Source organism: Moorena sp. SIO3B2, from assembly GCF_010692525.1.
GTDB classification, from domain to species: domain Bacteria; phylum Cyanobacteriota; class Cyanobacteriia; order Cyanobacteriales; family Coleofasciculaceae; genus Moorena; species Moorena producens.
In genome coordinates this window covers 18,579-44,309 of sequence record NZ_JAAHHE010000042.1, presented here as the reverse complement: position 1 = coordinate 44,309, position 25,731 = coordinate 18,579, and the positions used below count along the sequence as shown (strand labels likewise).

At 43.6% G+C, this 25,731-nt stretch carries 20 protein-coding genes and 2 pseudogenes; 11 read left to right on the top strand and 11 right to left on the bottom strand.

Annotation, left to right across the window (positions count from 1 at the left end):
* From F6K38_RS13010 to F6K38_RS13000, 3 genes and pseudogenes are all read left to right on the top strand, one after another.
* Positions 1–188, top strand: a pseudogene (locus F6K38_RS13010) (IS630 family transposase); the annotation flags it as partial.
* A gap of 174 nt (positions 189–362) precedes the next feature.
* Positions 363–860, top strand: a complete 498-nt coding sequence (locus F6K38_RS13005) for a hypothetical protein (protein WP_048815169.1) — start codon at positions 363–365, stop codon at positions 858–860.
* Between the two features lie 50 nt (positions 861–910).
* The gene (locus tag F6K38_RS13000; protein ID WP_008179902.1) at positions 911–1,381 is read left to right on the top strand and encodes an IS66 family transposase; all 471 of its coding nucleotides are present in this window, start codon (positions 911–913) and stop codon (positions 1,379–1,381) included.
* A gap of 118 nt (positions 1,382–1,499) precedes the next feature.
* On the opposite strand, the gene F6K38_RS12995 is transcribed toward F6K38_RS13000, so the two are convergent.
* A complete protein-coding gene (locus F6K38_RS12995; protein ID WP_154659681.1) occupies positions 1,500–1,649 on the bottom strand; it encodes a hypothetical protein in 150 nt (49 codons plus the stop codon).
* A gap of 361 nt (positions 1,650–2,010) precedes the next feature.
* On the opposite strand from F6K38_RS12995, the pseudogene F6K38_RS12990 reads away from it, so the two are divergent.
* Positions 2,011–3,110, top strand: a pseudogene (locus tag F6K38_RS12990) (IS701 family transposase).
* 115 nt (positions 3,111–3,225) lie between these two features.
* Complete coding sequence (locus F6K38_RS12985; RefSeq protein WP_008179897.1) at positions 3,226–3,744, top strand: choice-of-anchor E domain-containing protein; 519 nt, start codon at positions 3,226–3,228, stop codon at positions 3,742–3,744.
* Between the two features lie 875 nt (positions 3,745–4,619).
* Here F6K38_RS12985 and guaA read toward each other — a convergent pair.
* Complete coding sequence (guaA, locus tag F6K38_RS12980; protein ID WP_008179893.1) at positions 4,620–6,263, bottom strand: glutamine-hydrolyzing GMP synthase; 1,644 nt, start codon at positions 6,261–6,263, stop codon at positions 4,620–4,622.
* A gap of 430 nt (positions 6,264–6,693) precedes the next feature.
* Positions 6,694–7,833 (bottom strand): cobalt-precorrin-5B (C(1))-methyltransferase CbiD, encoded by a 1,140-nt coding sequence (cbiD, locus tag F6K38_RS12975; protein WP_008179892.1) that lies wholly within the window; start codon positions 7,831–7,833, stop codon positions 6,694–6,696.
* Between the two features lie 777 nt (positions 7,834–8,610).
* On the opposite strand from cbiD, the gene F6K38_RS12970 reads away from it, so the two are divergent.
* The gene (locus F6K38_RS12970; protein ID WP_008179890.1) at positions 8,611–9,870 is read left to right on the top strand and encodes an RNA-guided endonuclease InsQ/TnpB family protein; all 1,260 of its coding nucleotides are present in this window, start codon (positions 8,611–8,613) and stop codon (positions 9,868–9,870) included.
* A gap of 3 nt (positions 9,871–9,873) precedes the next feature.
* On the opposite strand, the gene F6K38_RS12965 is transcribed toward F6K38_RS12970, so the two are convergent.
* Positions 9,874–10,797, bottom strand: a complete 924-nt coding sequence (locus tag F6K38_RS12965; protein ID WP_008179887.1) for an alpha/beta hydrolase — start codon at positions 10,795–10,797, stop codon at positions 9,874–9,876.
* Between the two features lie 531 nt (positions 10,798–11,328).
* Here F6K38_RS12965 and F6K38_RS12960 point away from each other — a divergent pair.
* Together F6K38_RS12960 and moaA are read left to right on the top strand one after the other, a co-directional pair.
* Entirely contained in the window at positions 11,329–12,540 is a 1,212-nt protein-coding gene (locus F6K38_RS12960; protein ID WP_008179885.1) for an RNA-guided endonuclease InsQ/TnpB family protein, read from the top strand.
* Positions 12,541–12,591: 51 nt separating this feature from the next.
* Entirely contained in the window at positions 12,592–13,578 is a 987-nt protein-coding gene (moaA, locus tag F6K38_RS12955; RefSeq protein ID WP_008179882.1) for a GTP 3',8-cyclase MoaA, read from the top strand.
* 384 nt (positions 13,579–13,962) lie between these two features.
* On the opposite strand, the gene rpsD is transcribed toward moaA, so the two are convergent.
* Both rpsD and F6K38_RS12945 read right to left on the bottom strand, forming a co-directional pair.
* Positions 13,963–14,571, bottom strand: coding sequence for a 30S ribosomal protein S4 (rpsD, locus tag F6K38_RS12950; RefSeq protein WP_008179879.1), 609 nt, complete (start codon positions 14,569–14,571; stop codon positions 13,963–13,965).
* 508 nt (positions 14,572–15,079) lie between these two features.
* Positions 15,080–16,042, bottom strand: coding sequence for a deoxyhypusine synthase family protein (locus F6K38_RS12945; protein ID WP_287251123.1), 963 nt, complete (start codon positions 16,040–16,042; stop codon positions 15,080–15,082).
* A gap of 781 nt (positions 16,043–16,823) precedes the next feature.
* Between F6K38_RS12945 and F6K38_RS12940 the strand changes: the two genes are divergently transcribed.
* Complete coding sequence (locus F6K38_RS12940) at positions 16,824–17,540, top strand: thermonuclease family protein (protein WP_008179877.1); 717 nt, start codon at positions 16,824–16,826, stop codon at positions 17,538–17,540.
* Between the two features lie 774 nt (positions 17,541–18,314).
* On the opposite strand, the gene F6K38_RS12935 is transcribed toward F6K38_RS12940, so the two are convergent.
* The 5 genes from F6K38_RS12935 to F6K38_RS12915 all read right to left on the bottom strand — a co-directional run bounded on the left by F6K38_RS12935 (position 18,315) and on the right by F6K38_RS12915 (position 23,484).
* Complete coding sequence (locus tag F6K38_RS12935) at positions 18,315–19,766, bottom strand: pre-peptidase C-terminal domain-containing protein (protein WP_008179870.1); 1,452 nt, start codon at positions 19,764–19,766, stop codon at positions 18,315–18,317.
* Between the two features lie 787 nt (positions 19,767–20,553).
* A complete protein-coding gene (locus F6K38_RS12930) occupies positions 20,554–21,153 on the bottom strand; it encodes a glutathione binding-like protein (RefSeq protein WP_008179868.1) in 600 nt (199 codons plus the stop codon).
* Positions 21,154–21,453: 300 nt separating this feature from the next.
* A complete protein-coding gene (trxA, locus tag F6K38_RS12925) occupies positions 21,454–21,801 on the bottom strand; it encodes a thioredoxin (RefSeq protein ID WP_008179866.1) in 348 nt (115 codons plus the stop codon).
* A gap of 353 nt (positions 21,802–22,154) precedes the next feature.
* A complete protein-coding gene (locus tag F6K38_RS12920) occupies positions 22,155–22,811 on the bottom strand; it encodes a peroxiredoxin-like family protein (protein ID WP_008179864.1) in 657 nt (218 codons plus the stop codon).
* Between the two features lie 91 nt (positions 22,812–22,902).
* Complete coding sequence (locus F6K38_RS12915; RefSeq protein ID WP_008179862.1) at positions 22,903–23,484, bottom strand: TetR/AcrR family transcriptional regulator; 582 nt, start codon at positions 23,482–23,484, stop codon at positions 22,903–22,905.
* A gap of 152 nt (positions 23,485–23,636) precedes the next feature.
* Here F6K38_RS12915 and F6K38_RS12910 point away from each other — a divergent pair, with 152 nt between their 5' ends.
* Both F6K38_RS12910 and F6K38_RS12905 read left to right on the top strand, forming a co-directional pair.
* Entirely contained in the window at positions 23,637–24,479 is an 843-nt protein-coding gene (locus F6K38_RS12910; protein ID WP_287356698.1) for a M15 family metallopeptidase, read from the top strand.
* A gap of 513 nt (positions 24,480–24,992) precedes the next feature.
* Positions 24,993–25,661, top strand: a complete 669-nt coding sequence (locus F6K38_RS12905) for an ATP-dependent Zn protease (RefSeq protein ID WP_287251280.1) — start codon at positions 24,993–24,995, stop codon at positions 25,659–25,661.
* The last annotated feature ends 70 nt before the right edge of the window (positions 25,662–25,731 follow it).

The window sequence follows — 25,731 nt, the reverse complement described above, 5'->3', positions numbered from 1 at the left end:
AGTATAGTCCTGATTATAACTTAATTGAATTGGTTTGGCATTCAGCAAAAGAATATATTGCCAATCGAGTTTTCAAATCAATTGAAGAATTAGAATGTTTGTTAAATCATCTTTTAAATGAAGGAGGGTTAATTATAAAATGGGTACGAAAAATAAAAAACAAAGGCAATGCTGTTATCACAGTTTAAATGCGCAACAGCTTATCAGCAATTCTGGACATTATGGCCCGCAACTAGTGGGATATATCTTGCACCAGTACTATCACAATCGAGTGACGCAACCAAAGATTCATGAGCAGCTACTGGAATGGGGTATCGAGATATCGGTCGGTCAAATCAATTCATACCTCAGGGCAAAGATAGATGTGTTTCACACTCTCTCAGGCATCGGTTTTAGGGGCAGGATTAAAATGCTCAGAGTATGTTCACACGGATGATACCGGAGCACGACACAGTGGGAAAAATGGGTATTGCACGGTGATTGGTAATGAATGGTTTACTTTCTTTGCGAGCACCCCCCGCAAGACTCGACGCAACTTCTTATCAGTATTACAAGGCAATGCCCCGATTTATGTACTCAATCAGGATGCCCACCAATATTTAGCTTCCTATCAGTTAGCCGACAAGCATATGAACCGATTGAGCTTTGGTTCAACGGTGCTAGGGAATAGCCCTGAGCAATGGCAGGACTATTTAGAGTCGATTGGCATTGTGCAGACCAAAGTGGCACAGAGGGTCACCGAAGCCGCTCTGCTGGGTGGATTAATCGAGAGTGGCATTAACCGAAAATTGTTGATTCATGCAGGATGGAGCCAGACAGTTCAATATTCTCATTCATGGGTTGTGTTGGGTTCATGCTGAACGAATCATCCGCAAATTAGAGGGGAGTACCGCTGAGTTTCGAGAGAACATTGAGGAAGTCCAAACCCTTCTATGGGAGTACTACCAACAGCTTATTTGCCTATCAAGATCACCCGAGTGCCGAGCAAAAGGAGTACCTATCTGTTCGCTTTGATGAAATCTTTGGTCGGTGTTATCTGCACCACCCCACTCTGAGCAACGCATTGAACCAATTTAGACAAAACAAGGAGCAATTGCTCCGGGTGCTCGACTTTCCCAATATTCCTCTGCACAATAATGCCGCCTTTTCTGACATCCGAGAATTTGTGACCCGTCGAAAAATCAGTGGTGGCACTCGCTCTGAGGCCGGACTTCAAGCCAGAGATACCATGATTGGTCTGAAAAAGACCTGTCGCAAATTAGGGATTTGTTTTTGGGCGTATTTACTGTCCCGCTTGCGAGGGGATGACAAAATCCCCCCCTTACCAGATTTGATTCGACAAAAGGCTATAGAGCGTGGACTGGTGGGTAGCCCTGCCTGATAATTTGCTGATCCAATTTATCAACCAGCGATTATTGAGAAATTGCCTATTTTTTGATGATGATTTTAGATAAAAAAAATGTAATTGACTGATTTATCCACCATGACTAACCCTATGGCTATCCCATAAAGCTACGGTTTACTCGTCCAATTGCATCACTATTATGGTCAGCTTGTAGAACTTTTTTGAGCTGGTTTGGCAAGCTCAACAGAGTCGCAGTGGTAAGTACCTGGAAATAAATAAAGTTAACGTTGTCAATAATTGTCAAGGCATTGAATCCCTTTATGTTTATTTTTGCCTTGTATTAAGTTACATTTTATTAACAGTTAAATTGAATTTAATCCTACTACTTAACCGCTTAACACCATCTATAATTACAAACCCGTACAACTCCGGTAATTCCTAAATAAATTTTCAGCTTTTTGTCGGAAATCAGGCAATTTATGCCATCGCTAGATTTGCTTAGTTCAAAGAGAGACAAATTAGCTCTCCACAGGACTTACGCAATTACGCTATATATAGCGTGTCAATTCGAGGAAAAACCAAATTAATCCCTAAAGGGGAAAAACAGATAAAGTAAATGATAAGATCAAGGGAGAAACCAACTAAAAAAATAATGGGAATAAAGATTGGACAAGCTAGATTACTGTCAATATTTGTTGAGTAGCCAAAACAATTACACCATAACTAATTTGGCAGAGCATCTACCAAAAATAAGTCATGATCAAATTAACCGATATTTAAAAAACGAAAAAATTAATCCTAAGACGTTGTGGTTAAATGTCAAAGAATATATTGAAGTAGATGAAAATGGCTATCTAGTATTTGACGATACAGTTTTGGATAAAAACCATTCCCATAAAATAGAATTGGTGCGAAAACAATACAGTGGAAATACTCATAGTGTGGTTCGAGGAATAGGAGTAGTAAATTGTATATACGTTAATAGTAAAACCGGTAAGTTTTGGGTGATAGATTACCGGATATATGCTCCAGAACAGGATGGAAAAACCAAACTAGACCATGTAGAAGACATACTCATAAATTGTTTCATAAGAAACTCCCCTTTAAAAGAGTATTAATGGATAGTTGGTATGCCACTCAAAGACTAATGGCCTTAATTGATAACTGGGAAAAAATCTACTACTGTCCCTTAAAAAAGAATCGATTGGTGGATGAAACAGGAGGTAAGGAAAAATCCCAAAGAATTGACTCATTGGAGGGTCGTGAGTTAGATGTCAAACCAGGGAAATTGATTAAACTAAAAAAGTTTCCTGACCAGAAAAAGGTGAAGTTGTTTCGGGTTACTATTTCTACCAATAGAACGGAATACATTGCCACAAATGAACTAACTGCCTCAGATATTGAACAGGTAAAATCCACTTGTTCTTACCGTTGGAAAATAGAGGAGTTTCACCGGGAACTTAAACAAGCGATGCAGCGCGGTCTTGGGGAGGCAGCGCGGTCTTGGGGGTTCCCCCCATGAGCGACTGCCGTGGTTTCCCCCATGAGCGACTGCATCAAGACATTGACTGGCAGACAATCTTGTCAGTGTCGTAAATCTCGAATCCAAAGAAACCATATTGCTTGTGCTATTTTGGTGTGGAATTTTCTGAAAAGACTAGCTTACTTGACTAAATGTACAGTTTATAAAATTAAGCCCCAAAGTTTATATTCATATTTAACTAAAGAACTTAAAAAACCTTCTTTAGTTATGAATTTAGTCTGATCAGAATCTACTCCATATCTGGTGTCTTTGCGTAAGTCCTGTCTCCAGCTAAATCCGAAGTTGGAGTGACTTTTACAGAGATATGACCAGAAGACCTTAATCACTCGTTAGTACCATGACTCAATCCACAGCAAAAACCTATTCCCGTCTGAAAGTATTTCTAGCAACTACTGCGACTACTTTGGCTGGTATGCTGGCGACTACTGGTGCAGCTAATGCAGCTAGTATCACCCATACTCAGACCATTGAATGGCGACCGACAACTGTTGATAAATTTTTCATTCTCCCCAAATTCGATGAGGCTTTGGGGACTCTCGAAAGTGTCACGATTGACCTGATCGGATTTGTCCAGGGAAATGCCCGTGCGGAAAGTCAGGAAGGCGCTCCAAGTACAGTAACCTTGGATCTGGCATCTAAAATTGCCTTAATCTTGAGTGAACCTGATATTACCCTAGTTGAGGTGAAGCCCCTAGTTTTAGAACAGGTTGGTCTCTCTAGCTATGACGGTGTACTTGATTTCGCAGGATCTTCTGGAGTCACATTGCCTGAGCGTACCGCTTCGGATAGCACAAGTAATACGTTTATGTCTGGGCTAGGAAGAGTTGAAAATTATTTATTATTGCTTTTGCCATAGTGTATCAACCGAAGTTCCACTAAACTGGAAACTTCGGTTTTATGTTGTTTAGTGATTATAGTCATTTCAAATAACAATGGAACACTTTTTCGTATGAAACCCTTTTATAGCAATAAATAGTTTTCTCAATATAAATTGAAATCACTATAGCTTCCGGCAAAAGAAGCCCCACAACGAACATGCGCAGCATGAGTGTTTAAAGTTACCGTAAGATCGGGTCGCTTTTATGGTTAGTCGGTTATGGGTAAAAGGGTTAAATCTTTTGTAATAAAGCGACCCTATCTAAGGTTTCGTCTCCAGGGATGAATTTTGCACAGAGTCTTTCACTTTAGACCAATCGATGTGTTATACTGGAAATACTGACTTTCAAAGCCGTTCGCGTAGCGTGGCCAAAGGCCATAAATGCTGGAAAGTTGGTCAAACATTATTAAACAAAAGACCAAGAAAACAGAGCGGCAGCGATGCAGCGCGGTCTTGGGGAGGCAGCGCGGTCTTGGGGGTCCCCCCCATGAGCGACTGCCGTGGTTTCCCCCACTCGCGCTTTGCATCAAGAGAGGGCAGTCCGTTCTTAAAGCCCAGCGCCTCCGCGCGCAATAGCTGGATTGGCGCTTGTTGCCCACACTGAACTCAAAGAGTCAGTGTGGGAGCTGTCACTCATCTGGTAAGCATTCAGCTATCAGCTATCAGCTATGAGCCATTGGCCTGTGGCAACGCTACTGTTCGCGCAGCGTGCGCGTAGCGCAATCGATGTTTTTGAATAAAATAACCTGTTCGCGTAGCGTGAGCCTTTGGCTCAGCGCTTACGTCATCTGACCAATGAACAATGGCTAATCACTAATCACTAATCACTAATCACTAATCACGCTTTGAAGAAACTATTCCCACTCTATGGTTCCAGGAGGTTTGGAGGTAATATCATATACTACCCGATTAACTCCCTTGACTTCATTAACAATTCGGTTGGAAATAGTTTCAAGTAAGTCATAAGGTACTCGTGACCAGTCAGCGGTCATACCATCTTCACTCGAAACAAAGCGCAATACAATCGGATGAGCGTAAGTGCGCTTGTCCCCCATTACTCCCACACTGCGTATTGGGAGCAACACGGCAAAGGCTTGCCAAAAGTCGTTATACATCCCCTGTCGGTGAATTTCATCTCGAACGATGAAATCAGCATCCCGCAGAATATTCAACCGTTCTGGGGTCACTTCACCAATGATGCGAATCGCCAATCCTGGTCCGGGGAAGGGATGTCGGCGCACAATCGATTCTGGCAAGTGGAGGTCACGACCAAGTTGGCGCACTTCGTCTTTAAATAGCTTGCGTAATGGTTCTACCAGCTTGAAGCGTAGGTTTTTGGGTAAGCCTCCGACATTGTGATGGCTCTTGATTTTCACAGCTACCCGCTCACCGGTTTTGGGATCAACGTTGGTATGGGCTGATTCAATTACATCCGGATAGAGGGTACCCTGAGCTAAATAATCAAATGGACCAAGACGTTGGGATTCTTCTTCAAAGACGCGAATGAATTCGTGACCGATGTGGCGACGCTTTTCTTCTGGGTCAGTGACACCAGCAAGGCGAGCCAAAAAGCGATCGCGAGCGTTCACATACTCTACTCGAATACAAAATTCTTCCTGAAATAGCTTCACTAACTGCTCTGGCTCGCCTTTGCGCATGAAGCCTTGGTCAATAAACATACAAGTTAGTTTATCCCCAATTGCGCGATGGAGTAAGAAGGCAAGGGTAGAGGAATCTACTCCACCAGACAAAGCCAACAGAACCCGTTTTTCCCCAACCTTGGCACGCACTTCTCGAATCGCTTCCTCAATAAAAGCAGCAGTGGTCCAAGTGGGTTCACACTCGCAGATGTTGTAAACAAAGTTACGGATTAGGGCAAGACCATCGGTTGAATGCACAACCTCTGGATGGAATTGCACGCCATAAAGTTTTTTATGATAGTTAGCGATGGTCGCACAAGGGGTATTCTGAGTATGGGCAAGGACTTCAAAGCCATCTGGCAAAGTCACACAGGAATCTCCGTGGCTCATCCACATGGTTGAGTGGTCTCGCACATTGCTCAGTAACTCAGTGGGGTGATCAATGAGTAAGGCGGCTTTACCATACTCAGCTTTCTTGGCTCTGGTAACTGTTCCGCCTAGTTGTTGCACCATCAACTGCATCCCATAGCAAACCCCTAGCACGGGTATACCGAGATTCCAAATTTCTGGGTCACATAGGGGGGCTCCATCGTCATAGACGGAATTGGGACCTCCAGAGAGAATGATGCCCTGGGGATGAAGCTGCTGTAGCTGTTGAGCTGTGGTCTGATAGGATAGCACCTCGGAGTAAACGTTAGTCTCGCGAATGCGACGAGCAATCAGTTCCGAGTATTGAGAGCCGAAGTCCAGAATCACAATCATCTGGCGATTCAACTGCTCTGCTAGAGAGGCTACAGCCAATGCCTCTTTCTGGTAAGATAGTTTGTTGGTCCTTAGGGTTACTGCTGTGTTCGTCATGTTTAGTTGTGTGAATGTACGAACAGGTCGCTGCCTAGGTGTGCTTCTGGGCAGCATAAATTGATTGCTATGAACAGATAGGTTGAAAGCTGATGGTTTCCGTAAATTAATCCTTCAACGCCCCAACACTTTGATGTGGATGGTAGCGCTGGCATTAACCAGTTAGTCTGAGTCGTAGACTCTCATCGACGATACAGAACTCAATCTGTTTACGGTTATTTCAGTTTCCACTCCCACACGCACTTCATAGACCTGCCTGGCAGTGGTATGTCTGTTGACAATCTCGTGACTTCTAGTCAGAAGATTTTTCAGGGTTTCAGTCTATATGTCCTGAAATGCGAAGTTTCAGCTGATAATCAGGTTAATTTATCATACATTGGGTTCGGCTACAAGATCCGCCCGCCAATATATTAAGATTTATAAAAATTTATCACAAATTTGAAATCAATGTCCAACCTGTGGGACTGGTAACAATAATTTTGCGTCCGCGATCGAACAATACAGAGCCCACCTGGATATGCTGCTCACTGTGTTTGCGGATGTAGTCAAAGCAGCGTTGGTCAATGGTCAATGCGATCGCATGATAAACCTGATTTACCCAATCAGTGCCCTGAGTCTGATCCCATTGACGCAGACAATTGAGAGCAGCTTCAGTGGTTTGACTGCCAAATACTTGCCTGATCAGTGGGGTTGGTACTCCTAACTGCGCACAGTGAGCGGTGAGTATTTCCAGTCGTCCATCAGCTAGGTGGTGGTGAGTATGAAAAATTCCTCCTGCCAGTTTAATTAACTTACCATGATAGCCAAATAACAAAAGTTCTGGCACCTGGGAGTATCCAGCTGCTACCAACAACGGTCCGAGCCAATTGGCTGTTTTAACCAGCCGCTCGGGATTAATCCCCAAGCCTCGCGCCAAATCTAAGCCATTTTCTCCGACACAGAACACTAGTGTTGTCGAATGTGAGGAGGCTTGCTCTTTTAGCAATTTGCTGGCTTTTGCTTTTAATTCCTCCTGGTAAGCAGCTAATTGACCAGGAGCACTCAGAGGCTGGGAAATGCCAGTAGTTCCTAGTAGGGAAAGTCCTTCTACTACACCAAAGGCAGAATTAGAAGTACGCTGTGCCAACTTCCGCCCTTCCGGCAAGATAATCGTCACCTGAATTTTCTCTGACGGTGCTAGCAGACAACTCAAGTTATGGTGCAATAGTTTCTCGGCATAAGCATAGATGGCTGGTTTGCCTCCGGCATTGATTTGTCGTCCAATTCCTTCACCCCCTAATAACTGTATCGATTCAGTTTGCTCCGAGGAACCCCATTCTACGACTGCCCAAATTGGGGTATTACGGGTAAGGTCAAGGTTATCACCAGGGTTAGAGTGAGTAATAGCTAGCGCTACCCCTTCTCGAATCCTAGCCACTTGCTCAATGGGAATGTCTACGGTTTCAGGAGGGTTAATTAAGTCCACTGAAACCGTTTCCAAGGGTTGGCCGTTGCGTAACTGATGGAGGGCGGCTATTGCTGAGGCACAGGCGAATACCGGTAAGGTATATCCAGATTGAGGTAGGGACATATCAATTGGTACTTACAACTATTTCTTTTCCTAAAATGTGAGTCCGTCAGCATATTCTAGGCATTACCCGGTGACTTTGGCTTCTGAGGTCAATCTTGCCGACCTATCCCTTGCGGCTAACTACCTACTCTAGTATCGACCTTCATCAGAGCAAATACAGAGGTTACTTCGTTCCTGATAACCATTGATTGGACTTTTAGGGCGGTACTGTTCACCGAGGATAGTATAGTGGAATCTCTAAAAGGAGTAGAACTTTTAGTCAAAATCCCATTGACTTTTGTCTGTGGCGATTGCTGCCTATTGCGCCACGTGAGCATGACGATGATTTAAACATACCTTCGGTGTGTACCCATGAGTCGAAGCCTGTTACTAACACCACATGATAGCTGGCAGTGCTTCACTACTTGACCCCGCTTTATCAGTAAGCAAGTTATGTCTTACTAATAGGGGTAAGGCTGTCACTCGGATTCCGCTCCGGCTGGGCTAACACCTGCATGGTTATCAAGTTGTAAGGGCTCATGTGTCAAGGGCAGCAAATCCCCCATACCCTGATCGGGTAAGGTTTCTAGCTAACGAATCGCACCTACTCCCTACTCCCTGTTCCCTTTGCTATCAGAAAATGTCGTGATTCATCTCACCGCTAAATCAAAGATTATAGCGGTGAGATGAATCACGACTAATAAATTAACAACGGGATAGCGTTACGGTTGAAAGTATTGGTGTATCTAATTCTACTCAGAATATCTGGTTTTGATAGAATCATGTTAAAATAGGCTAATGTTGACACTAACCTACGAGTACAAGCTAGTCCCGACAAAAGATCAGATCGCAATCATTGAAGAAATGTTAGCGGTCACAAGAAAGGTTTGGAATTATGCCTTAAGGGAGAGAAAGGACTGGTATAACAGTAGAAAGTGTTCGATAAATTCTTGTTCGTTACAGCAAGAATACATCATCCCAGCGAATGCACCTTATCCGGGATACAAAGAACAGTCAGCAGGTTTAACCAAGGCTAAAAAGTCTAACCCCGAACTGAAGCGTGTTAACGCACAAGTCCTACAACAAGTGCTTAAGACACTGGACAAAGCATTTACAAGCATGAAGAATCAGGGACATGGGTTCCCACGATTCAAAAATAAGTATCGAATGCGGTCTTTTGTCTTCCCTCAGTTTAAGGCTAATCCCGTAGTCAATGATTTGATTAAATTACCTCAAATTGGGATGGTCAAGATGCGATTATCACGACCAATACCTGAGGGGTTCAAAATCAAGCAAGTGAGAGTGGTTAGACGAGCCAGTGGTTATTTTGCAATGATTGCTTTGCAGAGTGACGTAAGTGTTCCTGATACACCAGTATGGGGGCATCCACTGGGGATTGATGTTGGGTTAGATAAGTTCTTAGCAACTTCTGATGGTGAGTTAATTGAACGTCCAAAGTTTTTAACAAAACTACACGGCGAGTTGAAATTACTGCAACGTAGACTGAAGTTAAAGAAATTGGGTTCAGCGAATCGACATAAACTCAATCATAAAATTGCTAGACTACATCAAAAAATCACAGATACCCGAAAAGACTTCCACTTTAAGTTAGCTGATCATTTGTGTGACCAAGCGGGCATGATATTTGTTGTTGGCGAAGCCTGTCCGAAGGACATAGACTTAGACTTTAGAACCTGGGCAAAAGGAATGCTGAGTAAGCATACTCTTGATGCAGGTTTTGGTCAGTTCTTCAATATTCTGGCTTGGGTGTGTTGGAAACGGGGTATATATTTTGGCAAGGTCGATTATAGGTATACGAGTCAAATTTGCCCCAATTGTGGGGCACATACAGGCAAGAAAGATTTATCTGAACGACTCCACAAATGCCCTGAATGTAGTTATGAAATTCACCGAGATGTTGCAGCCGCCCAAGTGATTTGTCAACGAGGTATCGCTGCGGTCGGGCAGACCGTGGAGGAAATTGACTGTGTAGGCGTTCTGTCAGGGGTTGGTAACAACCTAGATAAGTGCCGCAAAAGCAGTAAACCTAAGTCGTGAGGTTTAGGAATCCCTCGTTATAATCTCCGATTTAACGAGGGAGCATGTCAAAGTCCCAAGGGTTTGATATAAGGCTTGATTATGTATCCAACCTACAAAACCACTGTAGAGACAGTCTCCTTCAGGGCTAGCCACAAATACATGGTGTATTAGTAAAGGATTCTTCCAAGTCCGAATGGAAATGCCATTTTTAAATGTTATATAGGTCTTGGCTCGGTGAAAATCTCTACCATGACCATCAGTCATACCTGGGACTGAGTGTAATTGTTGAATTAAGCTAGTAATAAAGTCTCCTGGTGGAGGAGGTTGTGTGATAACTGGATTCGCCCAAAATTTCTGGATTTCTGCTGCGACTAAAGGATGATTTTTGAGAGCAGCATGATGCACATTAGGTAAACAAACGAATTGACTACGAGAAAACTTGGTTGTCTCTATTGTAATCGTGCCGTCGCTACCGTGATCACTATCACCAGCTATTACTAATGTGGGAATCACTGCGCCAATGGACTCTGCTAGTTGTCGGCGGTTGATACCTAAATCCTTTGCGATACCAATACCAATGCCCAAGGGGTCAATAATTCTAGCTACATCTGCACCACCAATAGGAGAACCAATCAACACTAAGGATTCTACTTGTGACCACCAGTCTCGGTGACGGCTGAGGAGTTCTAGCCAAATTAAGCCACCCATGGAATGACCAATAATTCGGATTGGTGTCTGGGGATAAGTGACAATGGTATCTAAGACAATGTGTTCGAGTTGGTTGATTAGGGGTTCTATCCAGAGCCAAGTTTTGAACCAACCGAGATCGGGAGTAATGATGGCAGTGCGGGATGTGGCTAAGGATTGGGCAAGGCGTGCCATCGCTTTAGAGTTATCCGCCCATCCGTGTTGTGCGTATAGAAGAAAATCTGGTTTGTCGGTCATTTCCCCTAAATCTGGAATACTGGTAGTTTCTTATCGATTTTAGGTAGGGGAGGACACCATGAGTAACCAATTGTGACACTCCCTTGAGGGACACAGAATAGGCTTTGCAAGAAAAGGAATGCACCCTAACAGTTGCAGTATCACTGGATTCTTGGAAAGAGATGCTGCATAGCATTAGCTACAAGGGCTGAGGGACATATTCCGGAATAGGTATAACCTATTAAGCAGGTACACAAAATTAATTACACATTTTCCAAAACTCAAAGCCTTGCAGGGTAAAGGTTACAGAGATTTGGAGTAGGCGATTAATTCTGTGTAAGTGCTTACTCGAGTTCCCAACACTGAAAGCCCCGCGTCTAAAGACCGGGGATGAAAGTGACTAGCGACTAAAGTCGCGTAGAAGAGAATCTTGATTGATACTTGAAAGTTTTATACGATTCTGTTAGTATAAATATATATCGAAAGAGGTCGAGATTCGTTCGGGTAGCGTGACCGTTCGGGTAGCGTGACCGAAGGTCAAGGTCAAGGTCAATGATTATACTAGAGTTTAAAGCGAAAGGTAAAGAGTCCCAATATTCAGCAATAGACGAGGCGCTCCGGACGGTTAAATTCATTCGTAATAGCTGCATTCGTCTATGGTTAGACAATAAAGGGACAGGGAAAAGTGACTTTAGTAGGTATTCTAAAATCCTGGCTAAAGAGTTTCCCTTTGCTAATGAATTGAACTCTACTGCCCGTCAGGCTGCCTCTGAGAGGGCATGGTCATCGATTGTTCGCTTCTACGATAATTGCAAGAAAAAAGTCCCAGGTAAAAAGGGTTTTCCCAAGTTCCAAAAACATGCTCGGTCTGTCGAATATAAGAAGTCAGGATGGAAATTATCCCCTGACAAGAAATCAATAACGTTCACGGACAAGAAGGGGATCGGAAAGCTTAAGCTCAAAGGTACCTGGGATTTATGGCGCTTCGACAAAAAGCAAATCAACCGAGTTCGGATAGTTAAGCGAGCTGATGGGTACTACGTTCAATTTTGCGTTGCAGTTAACGTAAAAGAGGAAATAGAGTACACAGGTGAGATGATTGGGCTGGATGTAGGACTTAAAGAGTTCTATACAGATTCCAATGGTCACTCCGAACCAAATCCCCGATTTTATAGAAAAGGGGAGAAACGCTTAAAGTTTTATCAACGTCGAGTTTCTCGAAAAAAGAAAGGCTCATCCAATCGCAGGAAAGCGGTTAACAGATTAGGCAGGCAGCACCTTAAAATAAGTAGGCAACGTGAAGAACATGCTAAGAGACTGGCACGTTGCGTAATCCGGTCTAACGACCTGGTCGCCTACGAAGATTTAAGAGTTAAAAACCTGGTTAAAAACCACTGCCTTGCTAAGTCTATTAATGACGCTGGTTGGTATCAATTCAGGAAATGGTTGGAGCACTTTGGGACTAAGTTAGGCAGGGTAACTGTCGCAGTAAACCCCGCCTATACCAGTCAAAACTGCTCTGAGTGTGGCGAAACTGTCAAGAAATCCTTATCTACTAGAACTCATGCCTGTAAATGTGGGTGTGAACTTGACAGAGACCATAATGCCGCTATCAATATCCGAAATCGAGCCATAAGTACGACGGGGCACGTCGGAACTTGGGTCATAGACCCGAAGGCTTCAGGAGATCTGACCTCTACTGTTCTTGGTTCCGGCCAGGTTCAGCAAGTCGGGTCGTTGATTGAAGAATCCCCGCGCCTTTAGGCCGGGGAGTGTCAACAAAACCCTTTGAAACCCCATGATCCGGTGCAATATATGAATACTGTAGACTATCTCCGGATTAGCTTGATTGACCGCTGCAACTTCCGTTGTCAGTACTGTATGCCTCAAGGAGCAGAGCTTGACTATATCCTACGGCAAGAATTACTCACTGATCAAGAACTGCTGACTCTGGTCAAGGAGGTGTTTATCCCGGTCGGATTTAGAAAGTTTCGCCTCACGGGAGGTGAACCCCTATTGCGTCCAGGTGTAGTGGAGTTAGTCAGAGCGATCGCATCTTTACCGGAAACACAAGATTTAGCGATGACTACCAATGCCTTTTTACTGGCTGGTATGGCAAAGGAACTCTACCAGGCGGGTTTACGGCGGATTAATATTAGTCTGGACTCCCTCAATCGAGAGACATTTGACAAAATTATCGGCAATCGGGGACGTTCGCGCTGGGAACAGACTTGGGAAGGGATAAAAGCTGCCCATCAGGTTGGATTTGACCCGTTAAAGCTGAATGTGGTGGTAATTCCAGGAGTTAATGACCAGGAAGTGCTGGATTTAGCTGCTCTAACCATTCACCGCTCCTGGCACGTTAGATTTATCGAGTTTATGCCCATCGGGAACTCCCAGCTATTTGGTCAGCGGGCGTGGGTACCTTCGGAAGAATTACGGCAACGGATTCACTTACGCTGGGGTTTGATAGAATCCAGTGTCCGGGGTAATGGCCCAGCTGATGTGTTCCAGATTCCTGGTGCCAAGGGCACCCTGGGATTTATTAGTCAGATGTCAGAATGTTTTTGCGATCGCTGCAATCGGATGCGTCTATCTGCTGATGGTTGGCTGCGTCCCTGCCTACTTAATGAACAAGGTCAAGTTGACTTAAAAACTGCTCTACGCAGCGGCGTTGATACCGCTGACTTAAGAGAGCAGGTCAGACAGTTGCTGATGATTAAACCAGAAATCAATTTCAAGGAGAGAGACTCTGGTATCGATGGTTCATATACAAGGACGATGTCACAAATCGGCGGATAGTTTTTTAGGTTGCAGGTTAGCAGGTTAGCAGGTTGAAGGTTAGTCAAGTTGAAGGTTGAAGGTTAGTCAAGTTGAAGGTTGAAGGTTAGTCAAGTTGAAGGTTGCAGGTTAGTCAGGTTGAAGGTTGCAGGTTAGTCAGGTTGAAGGTTCCAGGTTACAGGTTAGCAGGTTAGCAGGTTACAGGTTACAGGTTAGCAGGTTCCAGGTTATAACCTTCAACCTACCCTACAGGAACGCCACAGGCGAACAACCTGTTAACTTTCAACCGTTGTCAACCTTCAACCTGTTAACTTTCAACCGTTGTCAACCTTCAACCTGTTAACTTTCAACCGTTGTCAACCTTCAACCTGTTAACTTTCAACCGTTGTCAACCTTCAACTCGGGTTAGACTTTCCTGGAGTAGTACTCAACCACCAGTAGCTCGTTAATTTGTAATGCCACCCATTCCCGATCAATAATCCCATTCACCTTCCCGGTGAAGGTGTTCTTATCAAACTCTAAATGGCTAGGAAGGTTTGCTAAGCCAGGAAATTCCAAGTTACGTTCTACTAGACGGCGGGATTGATCACGGTTTCTAACCGCAATCACATCGCCAGGGCGACACTGATAGCTAGGAATATTGACTACTGTACCATTTACTGTAACATGACCGTGACTCACGAGCTGACGAGCCGCTGGGATGGTACCTCCCATACCCATGCGGAAGACTGTGTTATCCAGTCGCATTTCTAGCAGTTGCAGCAAAGCTTGTCCAGTGGAACCGGTGGCTCGACGAGCTTTACGGACATAGCGAATTAACTGCTTTTCAGTCACTCCGTAGTTATAGCGCAGTTTCTGCTTTTCTTCGAGACGGATCGCATATTCTGAGCGTTTCCGACGGTTTTGACCATGTTGACCTGGGGGATAGGCACGGCGCGGCGTTTTACGACTTAAACCGGGCAAATCACCCAGACGGCGAACGACCCGCAGACGCGGGCCTCTATATCGAGCCATATAACTTCCTCTTTACTATTTTGTGTACTATCTTGACTAAAGATTTCCCAAAACTATTATCATACAATTTATTAGGGCCGTGGGCATAAGGAAATTGCCATGGGGAAGATTCCGGGCAGGTGTTAGCTCAATAGCCCTATCTACGGGAATTTCCATAGTGCAAACCACCTGAGAAGGTCAGCTATCAGCATTCAGCTATCAGCATTCAGCATTCAGCGATTGGCCTGTGGCCACGGTACTGTTCGCGCAGCGTGCGCGTAGCGCAATCGGTGCTTTTAGGTGCGACCCGTGGCGAATTTAATAATTAGATGCGGAAAGCGCACCTTTGAATAAAATAAGCTGACCGCTCAATGATTATGACACAACTACCATAAATAATCACTTCTAGGGTTATATCATGTCCGGATAATTAGTGATAAAAAACCATCTCCGATTAAACCTTATTCCTTTACTTGTGCCACATGCCTTCGATTGGGCCAAGGGTGTAAGTATTCAACCGGACATGATATTAGTGACCCAGGACGTAAGTAAAAATCAGCGGAGCTACAATTGATGCATCCGATTCAATCACGTAACTAGGGGTGTCCGTATCAAGTTTGCCCCAACTAATCTTTTCACTAGGTAGTGCGCCACTGTAGGAACCGTATGAGGTGGTACAATCGCTAATTTGGGCGAAGTAACTCCACAACTTACAGTCTTCCTTGAGATCCTGGTGGATCAGTGGCACAACGCAGATGGGAAAATCTCCAGCAATTCCACCCCCAATTTGAAAGAACCCCATGGAAAAATCTCTAGTATTTTCCTGATACCAATTCACAAGAAATACCATCAGCTCCAGACCGCTCCGCACAACATTCAAGCGACTGATATTGCCTTTGATAACTTCAGAAACAAAGGAATTTCCCAGAGTTGAATCCTCCCATCCAGGAACAAAAATAGGAATTTGTTTCTGCCATGCTGCCATCACCCATGAGTCACAAGGATCAATTTCATAAGAGTCTTTAAGCTCTTGACTTTCAATAAGTTGATAAATGAACTCGTATGGGAAAAAGCTTTTGCCAGATTGATCAGCTGCTTGCCACAGTTTCACCATATGCCGATCAATTTTCCTCATCGCTTCTTCTTCAGGGATACAGGTATCAGTAACTCGATTCATACCGGACTCAAAAAGAACCTTTTCCTCTTCTGGTTTCAGTGAACGATAATCCGGTACTCTCTTATATTGAGAGTGGGCAACCAGATTGAAGATATCCTCTTCAAGATTCGCTCCGGTACAGCAAATGGCATGTACCTTGTCTTGGCGAATCATTTCAGCCAGAGAGATACCCAGCTCTCCTGTACTCATGGCACCAGCCATAGTCAGAAACATTTTATTACCAGATTCCAGGTGTTTCACCCATCCTTCAGCCGCCTCAACACACACAGCTGCATTAAAGTGTCGAAAATTTCTCTTCATGAACTCTCGAATCATAGTTTTTCCTCCAATAGTGGGTCTTACAGTTGAGTACTTTACAGAACTATAGATAAACGTTTTAGAAACAGCAGAATCACCCATTGATAAAATGGTAAAAAAACGGAAGCAGCAGTTAGTTAACAGCCTTGATTAAAAACCTGCTAGTGCGAACTTGAACTCTCCCTCAGTTAAAGCAGGAAGAAAACAAGCTAGGAGATCAAGTCTTCATATAATTTAAAACATAGTACCGTTGGCTCCGGAGCAAAACTCCCAGGGCTGACTTTGACTATACTTAAGCCTTGATGCAGTCTCTCAGGGGGAAGCAGCTAGGGTTTTTTTCACCACCAAACACTGCTATAAAATCCTGATCTAGTAAACTAGCTTTTGACGTTTATGATTCCTCGCCACAAATTTCGTAGACAAGGAAAATAACGCCCCTAAGTTGTTTTTATCCCCGCCGCTTGTACACAAGGGGTTTCAACTGCGTTTGAGATCAAGAAATGCCTGATCACCAGCAACGGTTCTCTATTTGGTGTTGTTTTTAACAATTATCACAATCTCTTATTGTATATCAATCCGGTAACACCTGTCTTGAAGGTCACTGGTGGAGCGGACAGGGAAATAAGTGACCTCCCTCATCTGGCGTTGCTTTTGTTGTAGGATGATTGAAGGGAATGGACAGCTAGTAAGTGTTTTGCTATGGTTAGTCTAAAATCTAGAGTAGAATCGGCTGTGGGTTTGAGGCACTGATTGCCTGTTCATCCACTACTCCTACCTCAGTCCTGATACAATTAACGCCATGACAGACTTGATTAGTGAAATTTTAAGTAAAGTAGGGTCAGTTGCTCCTCAAGTACCGCCATACTTTGAGTCCCTAGAAACCTACGCTGTTAAGAAAGTTTCCGATGCTGACACTATTGATGTGATTGATGCCTCCGGAGAAGACATTACAGTGCGGTTCGTTTACATTGATGCACCAGAAACTCCTAAGGGGTGGGGTTACAAAAAACTTGAGGATAAAAATCAGGACAATGCGTTCTATCAAAGTCAATTTAAGTGGGGCAACGAAGGGAAAGACTGGGTCAAACAGTTGGTAGAAGAAAACAGGAATAAAGTTAAATTGAGAATTACCGACATCGACACTCGCTACAATCGTAGAATTGGCGAAGTTTACTTATTGGATGGCACGTTTATTCAGCATAGTTTAGTAAAAGAAGGATTAGCACTGATTTATTACGATTATTTTAGTAAGTGCCCTCGTGAGATGGCTATTTCCCTTCTGTTGGCAGAGGCAGATGCGGAACGCCAAGGAAAAGGGTTATGGCAAGAACCGAAGTCCGGATTTATCGAGCCTTGGTTGTTTCGTCCCCTTAAGAAAAAGCAAAAAGCCCTACTTGCAGACCCAGATGAATATCAGCAGCTTACAGAAAAAATTCAAACCCTCTGTGAAGACCTAGAAGCTGGAAATCTTACTAAAGATCAGTTTGAGGATACCTTTAAGCAGACGCTGAAGTAATATAGCAGTTCTCAATTGGTTGAGGTACTTTTGTTCTGGGTTTTAGGGAGTAGGGAGTAGGAAGTAGGGAGTAGGGTTAAGAACATTGAATGTAGGTCATATAGCCATTGGCAGATAAGTTAATTAATAAAATTGGACAAAAAAGATACAGTCCACTTATATATTGGCAATAATCAATACTTAGGTTGAATGCCAACTGCTCTATTCCCTATTCCCTATTCCCTATTCCCTATTCCCTATTCCCTATTCCGAAGTTACCTAAAAACTTTTATATCCAAAATATTAGCATAATTAAGGGCAAAAAAAGGATTAACTTAGAAACCGCTCCAGCTCCAGATGTAGTATAAATTGATATTACCAGTAGTTCTATGAACCGTTTGGCAGTATAGCACTACGCATTAAGATTAGGACATTTATAAACTCCGAAACCTAGTCCTAGCTTACTTTTGAATTCTGACTTCTCACTTCTGACGCTAAGCGTAGCGCTATATATGCCGAGTTAGGGGTTTCAGAAGTTTGGCATTATGATGGTGAATCTTTTGAGATTTATCAGTTACGAGATCGAGAATATAGTCAATAAAGTTTGGCTTTTCCTGGTTTACCTATAGGGGAAATTGAGGGATTTTTAGCAGAGGTGGACACCAAAGATTATTTGCAGTTGGTAGCAGAATTTCGGAATTGGGTGAGGAAGGGTTAAACTCGTCTAAATTCTCAACATCCCCTTTGAGATCAGAAGATGTTGAGGAACGTTTCTAAAGCATTAGATTGCAGAGTCTAAGCAACCGTGCCAGTAATAGAGTATTGTCCTAAGCTGCCGTAATCACTGTATCCGGTAGCTAAGTTTCCTTGACCCGTACCATCAATGCTTAGATAATACTGCCCTGGACTGAGATCAAGATTAAAGCTAGCGGACAGAGAACCGATGGGATTAGAAGAGCTAATCAGTTGACCGGAAGCATTATATAGCTTAGCCAGAATGTCTAAATTAGGTCCTCGCTCAAAAGGCTTAATATCTAGGGCTATGTTGCCCGTTGTTGAATTGAACTCAAACCAGTCAATGTCGTTATTTTTTTCAATGATGCCATAATTTTCCACCTGACCATCATTGATCGATAGCGCTGCTGCACTGGTTAGCTGGTTACTATAATCGTCCCGGCGATAGCCAAAACCATTTTGCCCAGTGATGATGTCTAGGTCATCTTCTTGGTTGCTGGCACCGGTATACTCACCTTTGCTCCATTGACTGAGATTTCGATCGTTGCCCTCTCCCATAATAGGAGCCCACCCGGTTTCGACACTGCCATTGCCATGACCATAGTAGTAGTCGTTGGTGGAATCACCCTCATGAGACAAACCCAAGGTATGACCTACCTCATGGCTAATAGCTTCAGCCACCGATTTCTCACTGCCTCCAGCGCGATTCTCTGAAAAAATAAAGGCGGGGGTATCACTGTCCCAGTTGAATGAATCCATATAAGCCAAACCACCGGTACCTTTTTGATACCAGGAACCATCTCCCCCAATGACAACGCGAATGCCCCATTGGGAATCACTACCGCTGGTTTTTTTGAGTTGGTCATCGGAAGGTTGGGCAGTAGTCACATTCACATCAAAGGGACTAAAGTCTTCTGCCACCCGTTGCCAAATGCGCCAAATAGTCTCTCTCTCAGCAGTGGAGAAATTGGAAGTATTCCCATCCGTGTCATAGGCAGGGGTCACAATGGAACTCCCGAAGTTCTTGTTCCATGAGGTACCTGTGGTAGTATGACCATCAAAGTCAAGGTAGATAATGTGGTCTGCCTCTAAGTTACTGTTGAGGGAAAAGACTTGGTTCGGGCTCAAGGGCTGATAGGTATTTGGTTTGCTAGTTCCAGACAACTCTAAATTATAGGAAACAATTCCATTGCTACTAGGAGCGTAGCGTTTTACCTGGGCAAAGTAAGTGCCACTGGTAGCACTGTAGTTGATAACATCGTTAGCATTGCCACCCTGTAAAGAGCTAGCCACTTGTTGGTCGCCCAAGTCAAAGATGCCATTGTTGTTAGTGTCCCGGTAGAGTCTGAGGTTAGCATCATCTCCCGCACTGATATTGTGTAGATTTAGGTTAATTTGACGGTTGTTTGAGACCCTAAACTTAAACACATCAGTGGCGTCTGAGGTAGTGAGTGTGTACCGATTGCGGCTGATGGGATTGCCGCTGAAAGTGCCTAAATTGAAAGTACCCATGATTAACTACTTGTTTCTTTTCTGTGAAAAGCACTGTAAATTAGCCCAAAAACTGGATTTTACTGGCGCTTTCCTACATCTACAGGGTAATAAACCACACCTAGTTTTTTAAGATTTGTAAGCAAAGTTTATCAGCTCTTAATTTTGAACGAAATTAGCTGAATTATCACAGCGGTCAGAGCTGATTGGTAAAAGAAGCTATAACCATGGCGCTGAAAGGCTTTCAATAATTCGGGCGCTTGTGCACGCCCTGTTCCCGGAAATCCATGTCTGTCAAAGGATTTGAGCTCTTTATATTTACTTTATAAATTAGCTCTGCTGGATTACTCTAAATTCTCAACATCCCCTTTGAGTCCGGAAAATGTTGAGGCAATGTTGAGGAAAGTTTCTAAGCCTAGTCGCTCTAAAGCCCAACGGTCAACTCTCCTACTATAGCTATAGTGGTCTACCGGATCCTAACAACTTTCATAATCAGGGTGCGGAAAAGGTTATTTAAAACGGTTGGAATCAATACCATAATATCTTCTATGGTCAGCCAGGTTTATAGCTTATAATCCCCTCTTTCAAATAGTTTTAAATCATAATTATTACTTTTCAATTGTTCAATAAAAGTAGATCCTTGAGTTTCAGTAAGTTCATGTAGGGTGGGCAGTGCACCAGACAGATCAGATCAGCTGTTAATAGGCTTGATAGGCACTGCCCACCTAGGATTCATGACTGTGAAGTTTGAACTTTGAAGTTTGAAGTTTGAACTTTCAACTTTCAACTTTCAACTTTCAACAAACGTTCAGACTGCCATGCCCCGTTCCACAGCGGGTCGCTGCTGCATTGTCTCGACCCAGCGTTTGAGGTGGGGATGGTTATCTAGGGTGACTCCCAAATAGTCATAGGCAGCTACCCAAGGATAGGTAGCTATGTCGGCAATGGAGTAATCTCCAACAATGAATTCTTGTTTTGCTAATTGCTGATCTAAGACACCAAACAGACGTAGGGTTTCTTTTTCATAGCGATCGATAGCATAGGGAATCTGTTCTGGAGCAAAGCGTCGGAAGTGACTCAGTTGACCAAACATTGGTCCAACGCTTGCCATCTGGAACATCAACCATTCAATCACTTGTATTCTTGCTGCTGTATCGGTTGGCAACAACTTGCCTGTCTTTTCTGCTAAATAAATTAGGATTGCTCCTGACTCGAAAACTTTTATACCAGTATCCTGGTCAATGATAGCAGGAATTTTACTATTGGGATTGATTGCTACATATTCGGGAGTAAACTGTTCTCCCTTTGCTATGTTAATTGTGTGAACGGTGTAGGGAAGTCCTACTTCTTCGAGCATGATAGCAGGTTTGCGTCCGTTAGGCGTGGAAAAGGTATATAGATCAATCATGATTATTTTATAGGAACTCTCAATTGGGTGATGGACTTTATTTCTGGATTTTAGGGAGTAGGGAGTAGGGAGTAGGGAGTAGTGGTAATAAATTAAATTTACCTGATAAGTATGCTCAACAGTATGAGCAACGCGCTGATCTAAATTCCTCCCTGAATTTCTCCCTGATTTTATCTAAGTGCGTGCCACAATTTTTGACTCTATAAAGGTAATTTGTAATGGGCAATTAGCTATTACCAATAAAGTTTTCCCGATTACCCATTACCGATTACCCATTATCCGAGAATCGTTATCACATCCTTAAACATAAATGAGATTAGTTAGGGCATTAATTTTGTCAACTAGAGTCGGTTTACGCACAAGACCTTCCAACCGCTCAACTACTTTACCTTGGTTGAATAAAAATAGGGAAGGAATTGCTTCAATGTGATAGTGGCTGGCTAGTTGTTCGTAGTCATCAACATTTAATTTGCCTACTTTGACAACCCCATCAAATTCTGTGGCTAATTCAGTGACGATTGGATTCATTACCCGACAAGGTCCACACCATGGTGCCCAAAAATCTACTATGACTGGAATGGAACTGTTGAGGATTTCGGTTTCAAAGTTATCGTCATTTAGGGTAATATATTTGGCTGTTTCTGACATAGTTTAATTCCTCCTAAACTAGGAATGATTGTTGAGTGTTGACTGACAGTTATCAGCTATCAGCGCGTCGCGTATCAGCTTAAGCGCTACGCCCACGCTACTTGAGGTGCTATCAGCTATCAGCTTAAGCGCTACGCCCACGCTACTTGAGGTGCTATCAGCTATCAGCTATGAGTCATTGACCGTAGGCCAGGCTAATTGAGGTGCTACTTGAGGTGCTAATGCGCTACGCCCACGCTACTTGAGGTGCTTTTGAATAAAACAGGTAAGCATTGGTTTAATCTGAGTTACTTGAGCTTTTAGCTGACGGCTGACGGCTGACGGCTTAATGCTTACGATTTTTATTGAGCTACTTATACCGCTACAGCCAGGGTTTGTAATGCGCTGACAATCTCTTCTGGGTCAAGTCGCTTGGTGTAATCTAGGTCAACTAAGGCATGGGTGATGGTTCCATCGGGATTAATTACATAGGTGGCGGCAATGGGTAATTCAAAGGTTTCATCACCGTTGTGGGCAGGTAAATCAATGCCAAAGTTTTGGTAAACTGGTCGGAGTTCTTCTGGTACGGTAAAGACTAGACCAAACTCTTTGGCAATCTTATTCCCAACATCGCTTAGTACTTCAAAGGTTAGGTGGTTTTTCTCTGTAGTGGACAGGGAATTATCGGGAGTTTGAGGGGAAATAGCGACTAGGGTTGCACCTAATTTCTGAATTTCTGGTAAGAATTGCTGCAATGCTCGTAATTCTAAGTTGCAGTAAGGACACCACTGACCCCGGTAGAAGGAAATTACTACGGCTCCGGTGGCTAGTAGGTCTTGCAATTCTACCAGTTTACCTACAGCATTAGGCAGGGTAAAGTTAGGGGATTTGTCGCCAACATTGAGGCTATTGTCTACAATGCCAGAATTAGCGAGGTCTTCTCCTGCTTTTGCCATGATGAGTTTGGCTTCTTCTGGTTGCTGAGCGCGAAGCTGGGTATTTAGGTTAATCAAGTCTTGGCTTAAGGTCATGATTTACTCCTAGTTAGGTTATATTTGAACAATCGTTCCAATTAAGAGCAAAAAAAATTACTCTGTCAATTTACTGTCTCAATTTACTCTGTCAATCGAGAACGGAAAGTATGACCTTGACAATAGCTCTTAGGGTTTCTGGGTCTGGGTTGACTTTGGAGATAACCCGCAACCCTTGTATACTACTGGTGAAATATTGGGCTAATGCCTGAAGGTCATGGTTGGTTGTGATTTCCCCTTGCTCCCTTGCTGTGGATAAGGCTTTTTTAAAGGCGTTTTCCACTGAGCGCAGATTAGCAGCAATCCGGGATTTAGTCTGTGGATCGTGGGGACACAGTTCAACAGCGGTGTTGGTGAGCAAGCAGCCTCGATGGTCTTTATCGTCTACAGCCCCTTCGATCAGGTTGTAGAAAAAGTCGATAATGGCTTGCTTTGAGGCTGTGGGTGCTTCTAGGGATGCGATCGCATTTTTTACACAGGTATCATTGTAATGAGCGATCGCAGCCATGAATAGGGAACGTTTGTCACCAAAGGTGTCGTATAGACTGCCTCGGTTAATCCCCATGCTTTTGACCAAGTCCTGCATTGAGGTTCCTTCATAGCCATAAAGCCAAAAGGTTTCCATGGCTTTTTCTAGAACATCTTCTGGGTCAAAGGTTTTGTGCCTTGCCATCACCTTTGCTTAACTCGTATCTTTACTATAACAATTCTGGAACGATTGGTCAAGTAATCCAGTTGCTTCGCTGACACTGCTGGGATTTGCAGTAACTATAAGTATGTCATAAATAAATGTAATAATTTGGATGTCAGTGCAGGAGTGGACTATTGAATAACGCAGGTCTCCCGGGCGAACCAGCAAACCTTTCAGAGGTAACAGAGGTAACAGTAGATGATATTCCCGAGGCAGTAAGGGATAGACAAGATATAAAACCCCGGTCTCGTTGGCAGGTCACCTTACTAATTATTGGACTATTAGCAATAGGAGGAATCGCCTTTAGCCTGATTCCAATGGAACCAACTCCTGAAGCTCAGTCCAATCTTACCCCGTCGGGTAAAGCAACATCGACTCAAAGTCAGACAGAAGCTAGTTCACAGGGGAATAATGCTGATAACATTCTGGGACACTTACCCTACTCTGAAGTGCTAAGCTCACAACTGCAACCAATTACCCGTGATGGTCGGATTAAATTGGAGGCTGCTGCAGCTCGGAAATACAAAGCAATGGCAGCAGCAGCAAGAAGACAGGGGGTAATCCTAGTGCCAATTTCGGGTTTCCGTTCTGTGGACCAGCAAAAGTACCTGTTTTTTCAAGTAAAGGAACAGCGAGGACAGGTAGCTAGTAAACGGGCTGAAGTAAGTGCTCCCCCTGGCTACAGTGAGCATCACACTGGTTATGCGATCGATATTGGGGATGCCATGGCACCAGCTACCAACCTGAATCCTGAGTTTGAGAATACGGCAGCTTTTAAGTGGTTGGAAAAGAATGCGGCTTTCTACAGCTTTGAGTTGTCTTTTCCTAGAGACAATCCCCAAGGAATTAGTTATGAGCCTTGGCACTGGAGGTTTGTGGGCGATACCAAGAGCTTGGAAACGTTCTACAAAGGTAAGAAACCTACTCCTGCTCCTTCTCCTCCATCGGAAACACCAAAATTTGAGGACGAAGTATGAAGGTTTTCTGTCAGAATGCAGAATGTGTAATTATAAATTATTAATTGAAAATTCAAAAATGTAGAATTAAAAATTCTGAATTATACATCCTAAATTATTAATTAAAAAAGGTTGTTCGCCAAGGCATTACCGTAGGGTAAGTTATCTGTTTTAACGCCATGGACGGAGTCCCGCTTTCAGCGAACGCTTGGCCTTTTGGCCAAGGTTGAAATATGAAGTATGAAAGGCTTCGATACTTGTAACCACAGTAAAAGTTGCAATTAATAATTAAAAATTTATATCATATTTATATAAAGATTATATAAAAAAAATGTTCATAAATAGCATGTAATCTTCCTAATATTTATCGCTTTCCTGTTCGCTGTTCGCTGTTCCCTGTTCGCTGTTCGCTGTTCGCTGTTCCCTGTTCGCTGTTCGCTGTTCCCTGTTCGCTGTTCCCTATTACCTACTATTTACAATTGTTCAAACAAACATGATATAACTAACAATGAAGTAACAAGTAACCAAGAACAAATGCAACAAATTGCGCTGAATTTAATTGCTATTGGTGTTTTTGGCATGACCCTTTCGGTTTTGCTAGGACCACTGTTGAATATTTCTCCGGCAATCCCTGCGGTAACTACTTTTGGTGTCTTGAGTCTTGTTACCCTAGATGGCTTCAGCTTCCAAGGGAAAGGGTTAACGCTGCTGTTAGATGTATTGGCGAGTAACAATCCTGAACATCGCGGACGCATAATTCGCCATGAAGCGGGTCATTTTCTGGTGGCTTACTTACTTGGTATTCCAATCACTGGTTATACCTTAAGTGCTTGGGAAGCTTTGAAGCAGGGACAACTGGGTAATGGTGGTGTGACCTTTGATACTGAAGCACTATCCGCTAAGGCTTCTAGTATTCGGGAAATGCGATTAACCTTAGATCGATTTTGCACGGTTTGGATGGCAGGCATTGCTGCGGAAACTATAGTCTATGAGAATGTTGAGGGAGGAGCTGAAGACTGCGACAAACTCCGAGAGGCTTTGGAAGGGTTAGGTTTTTCTGGTAGTGAGTACTCAGTGAAAGCACGATGGGCTGAGCGTCAAGCGACTAGTATGATTACTGAACACTGGGAATCTTATGAAGCACTGGTGGCTGCTATGGAAAAACGGGCATCTGTGACAGAGTGCTGTGAGGTGATTCAGTAACTATAGCGCTTTGGTTAGGGAGTCGGGAGTCGGGAGTCGGGAGTCGGGAATCGGGAAAGAGAAGGAGGTG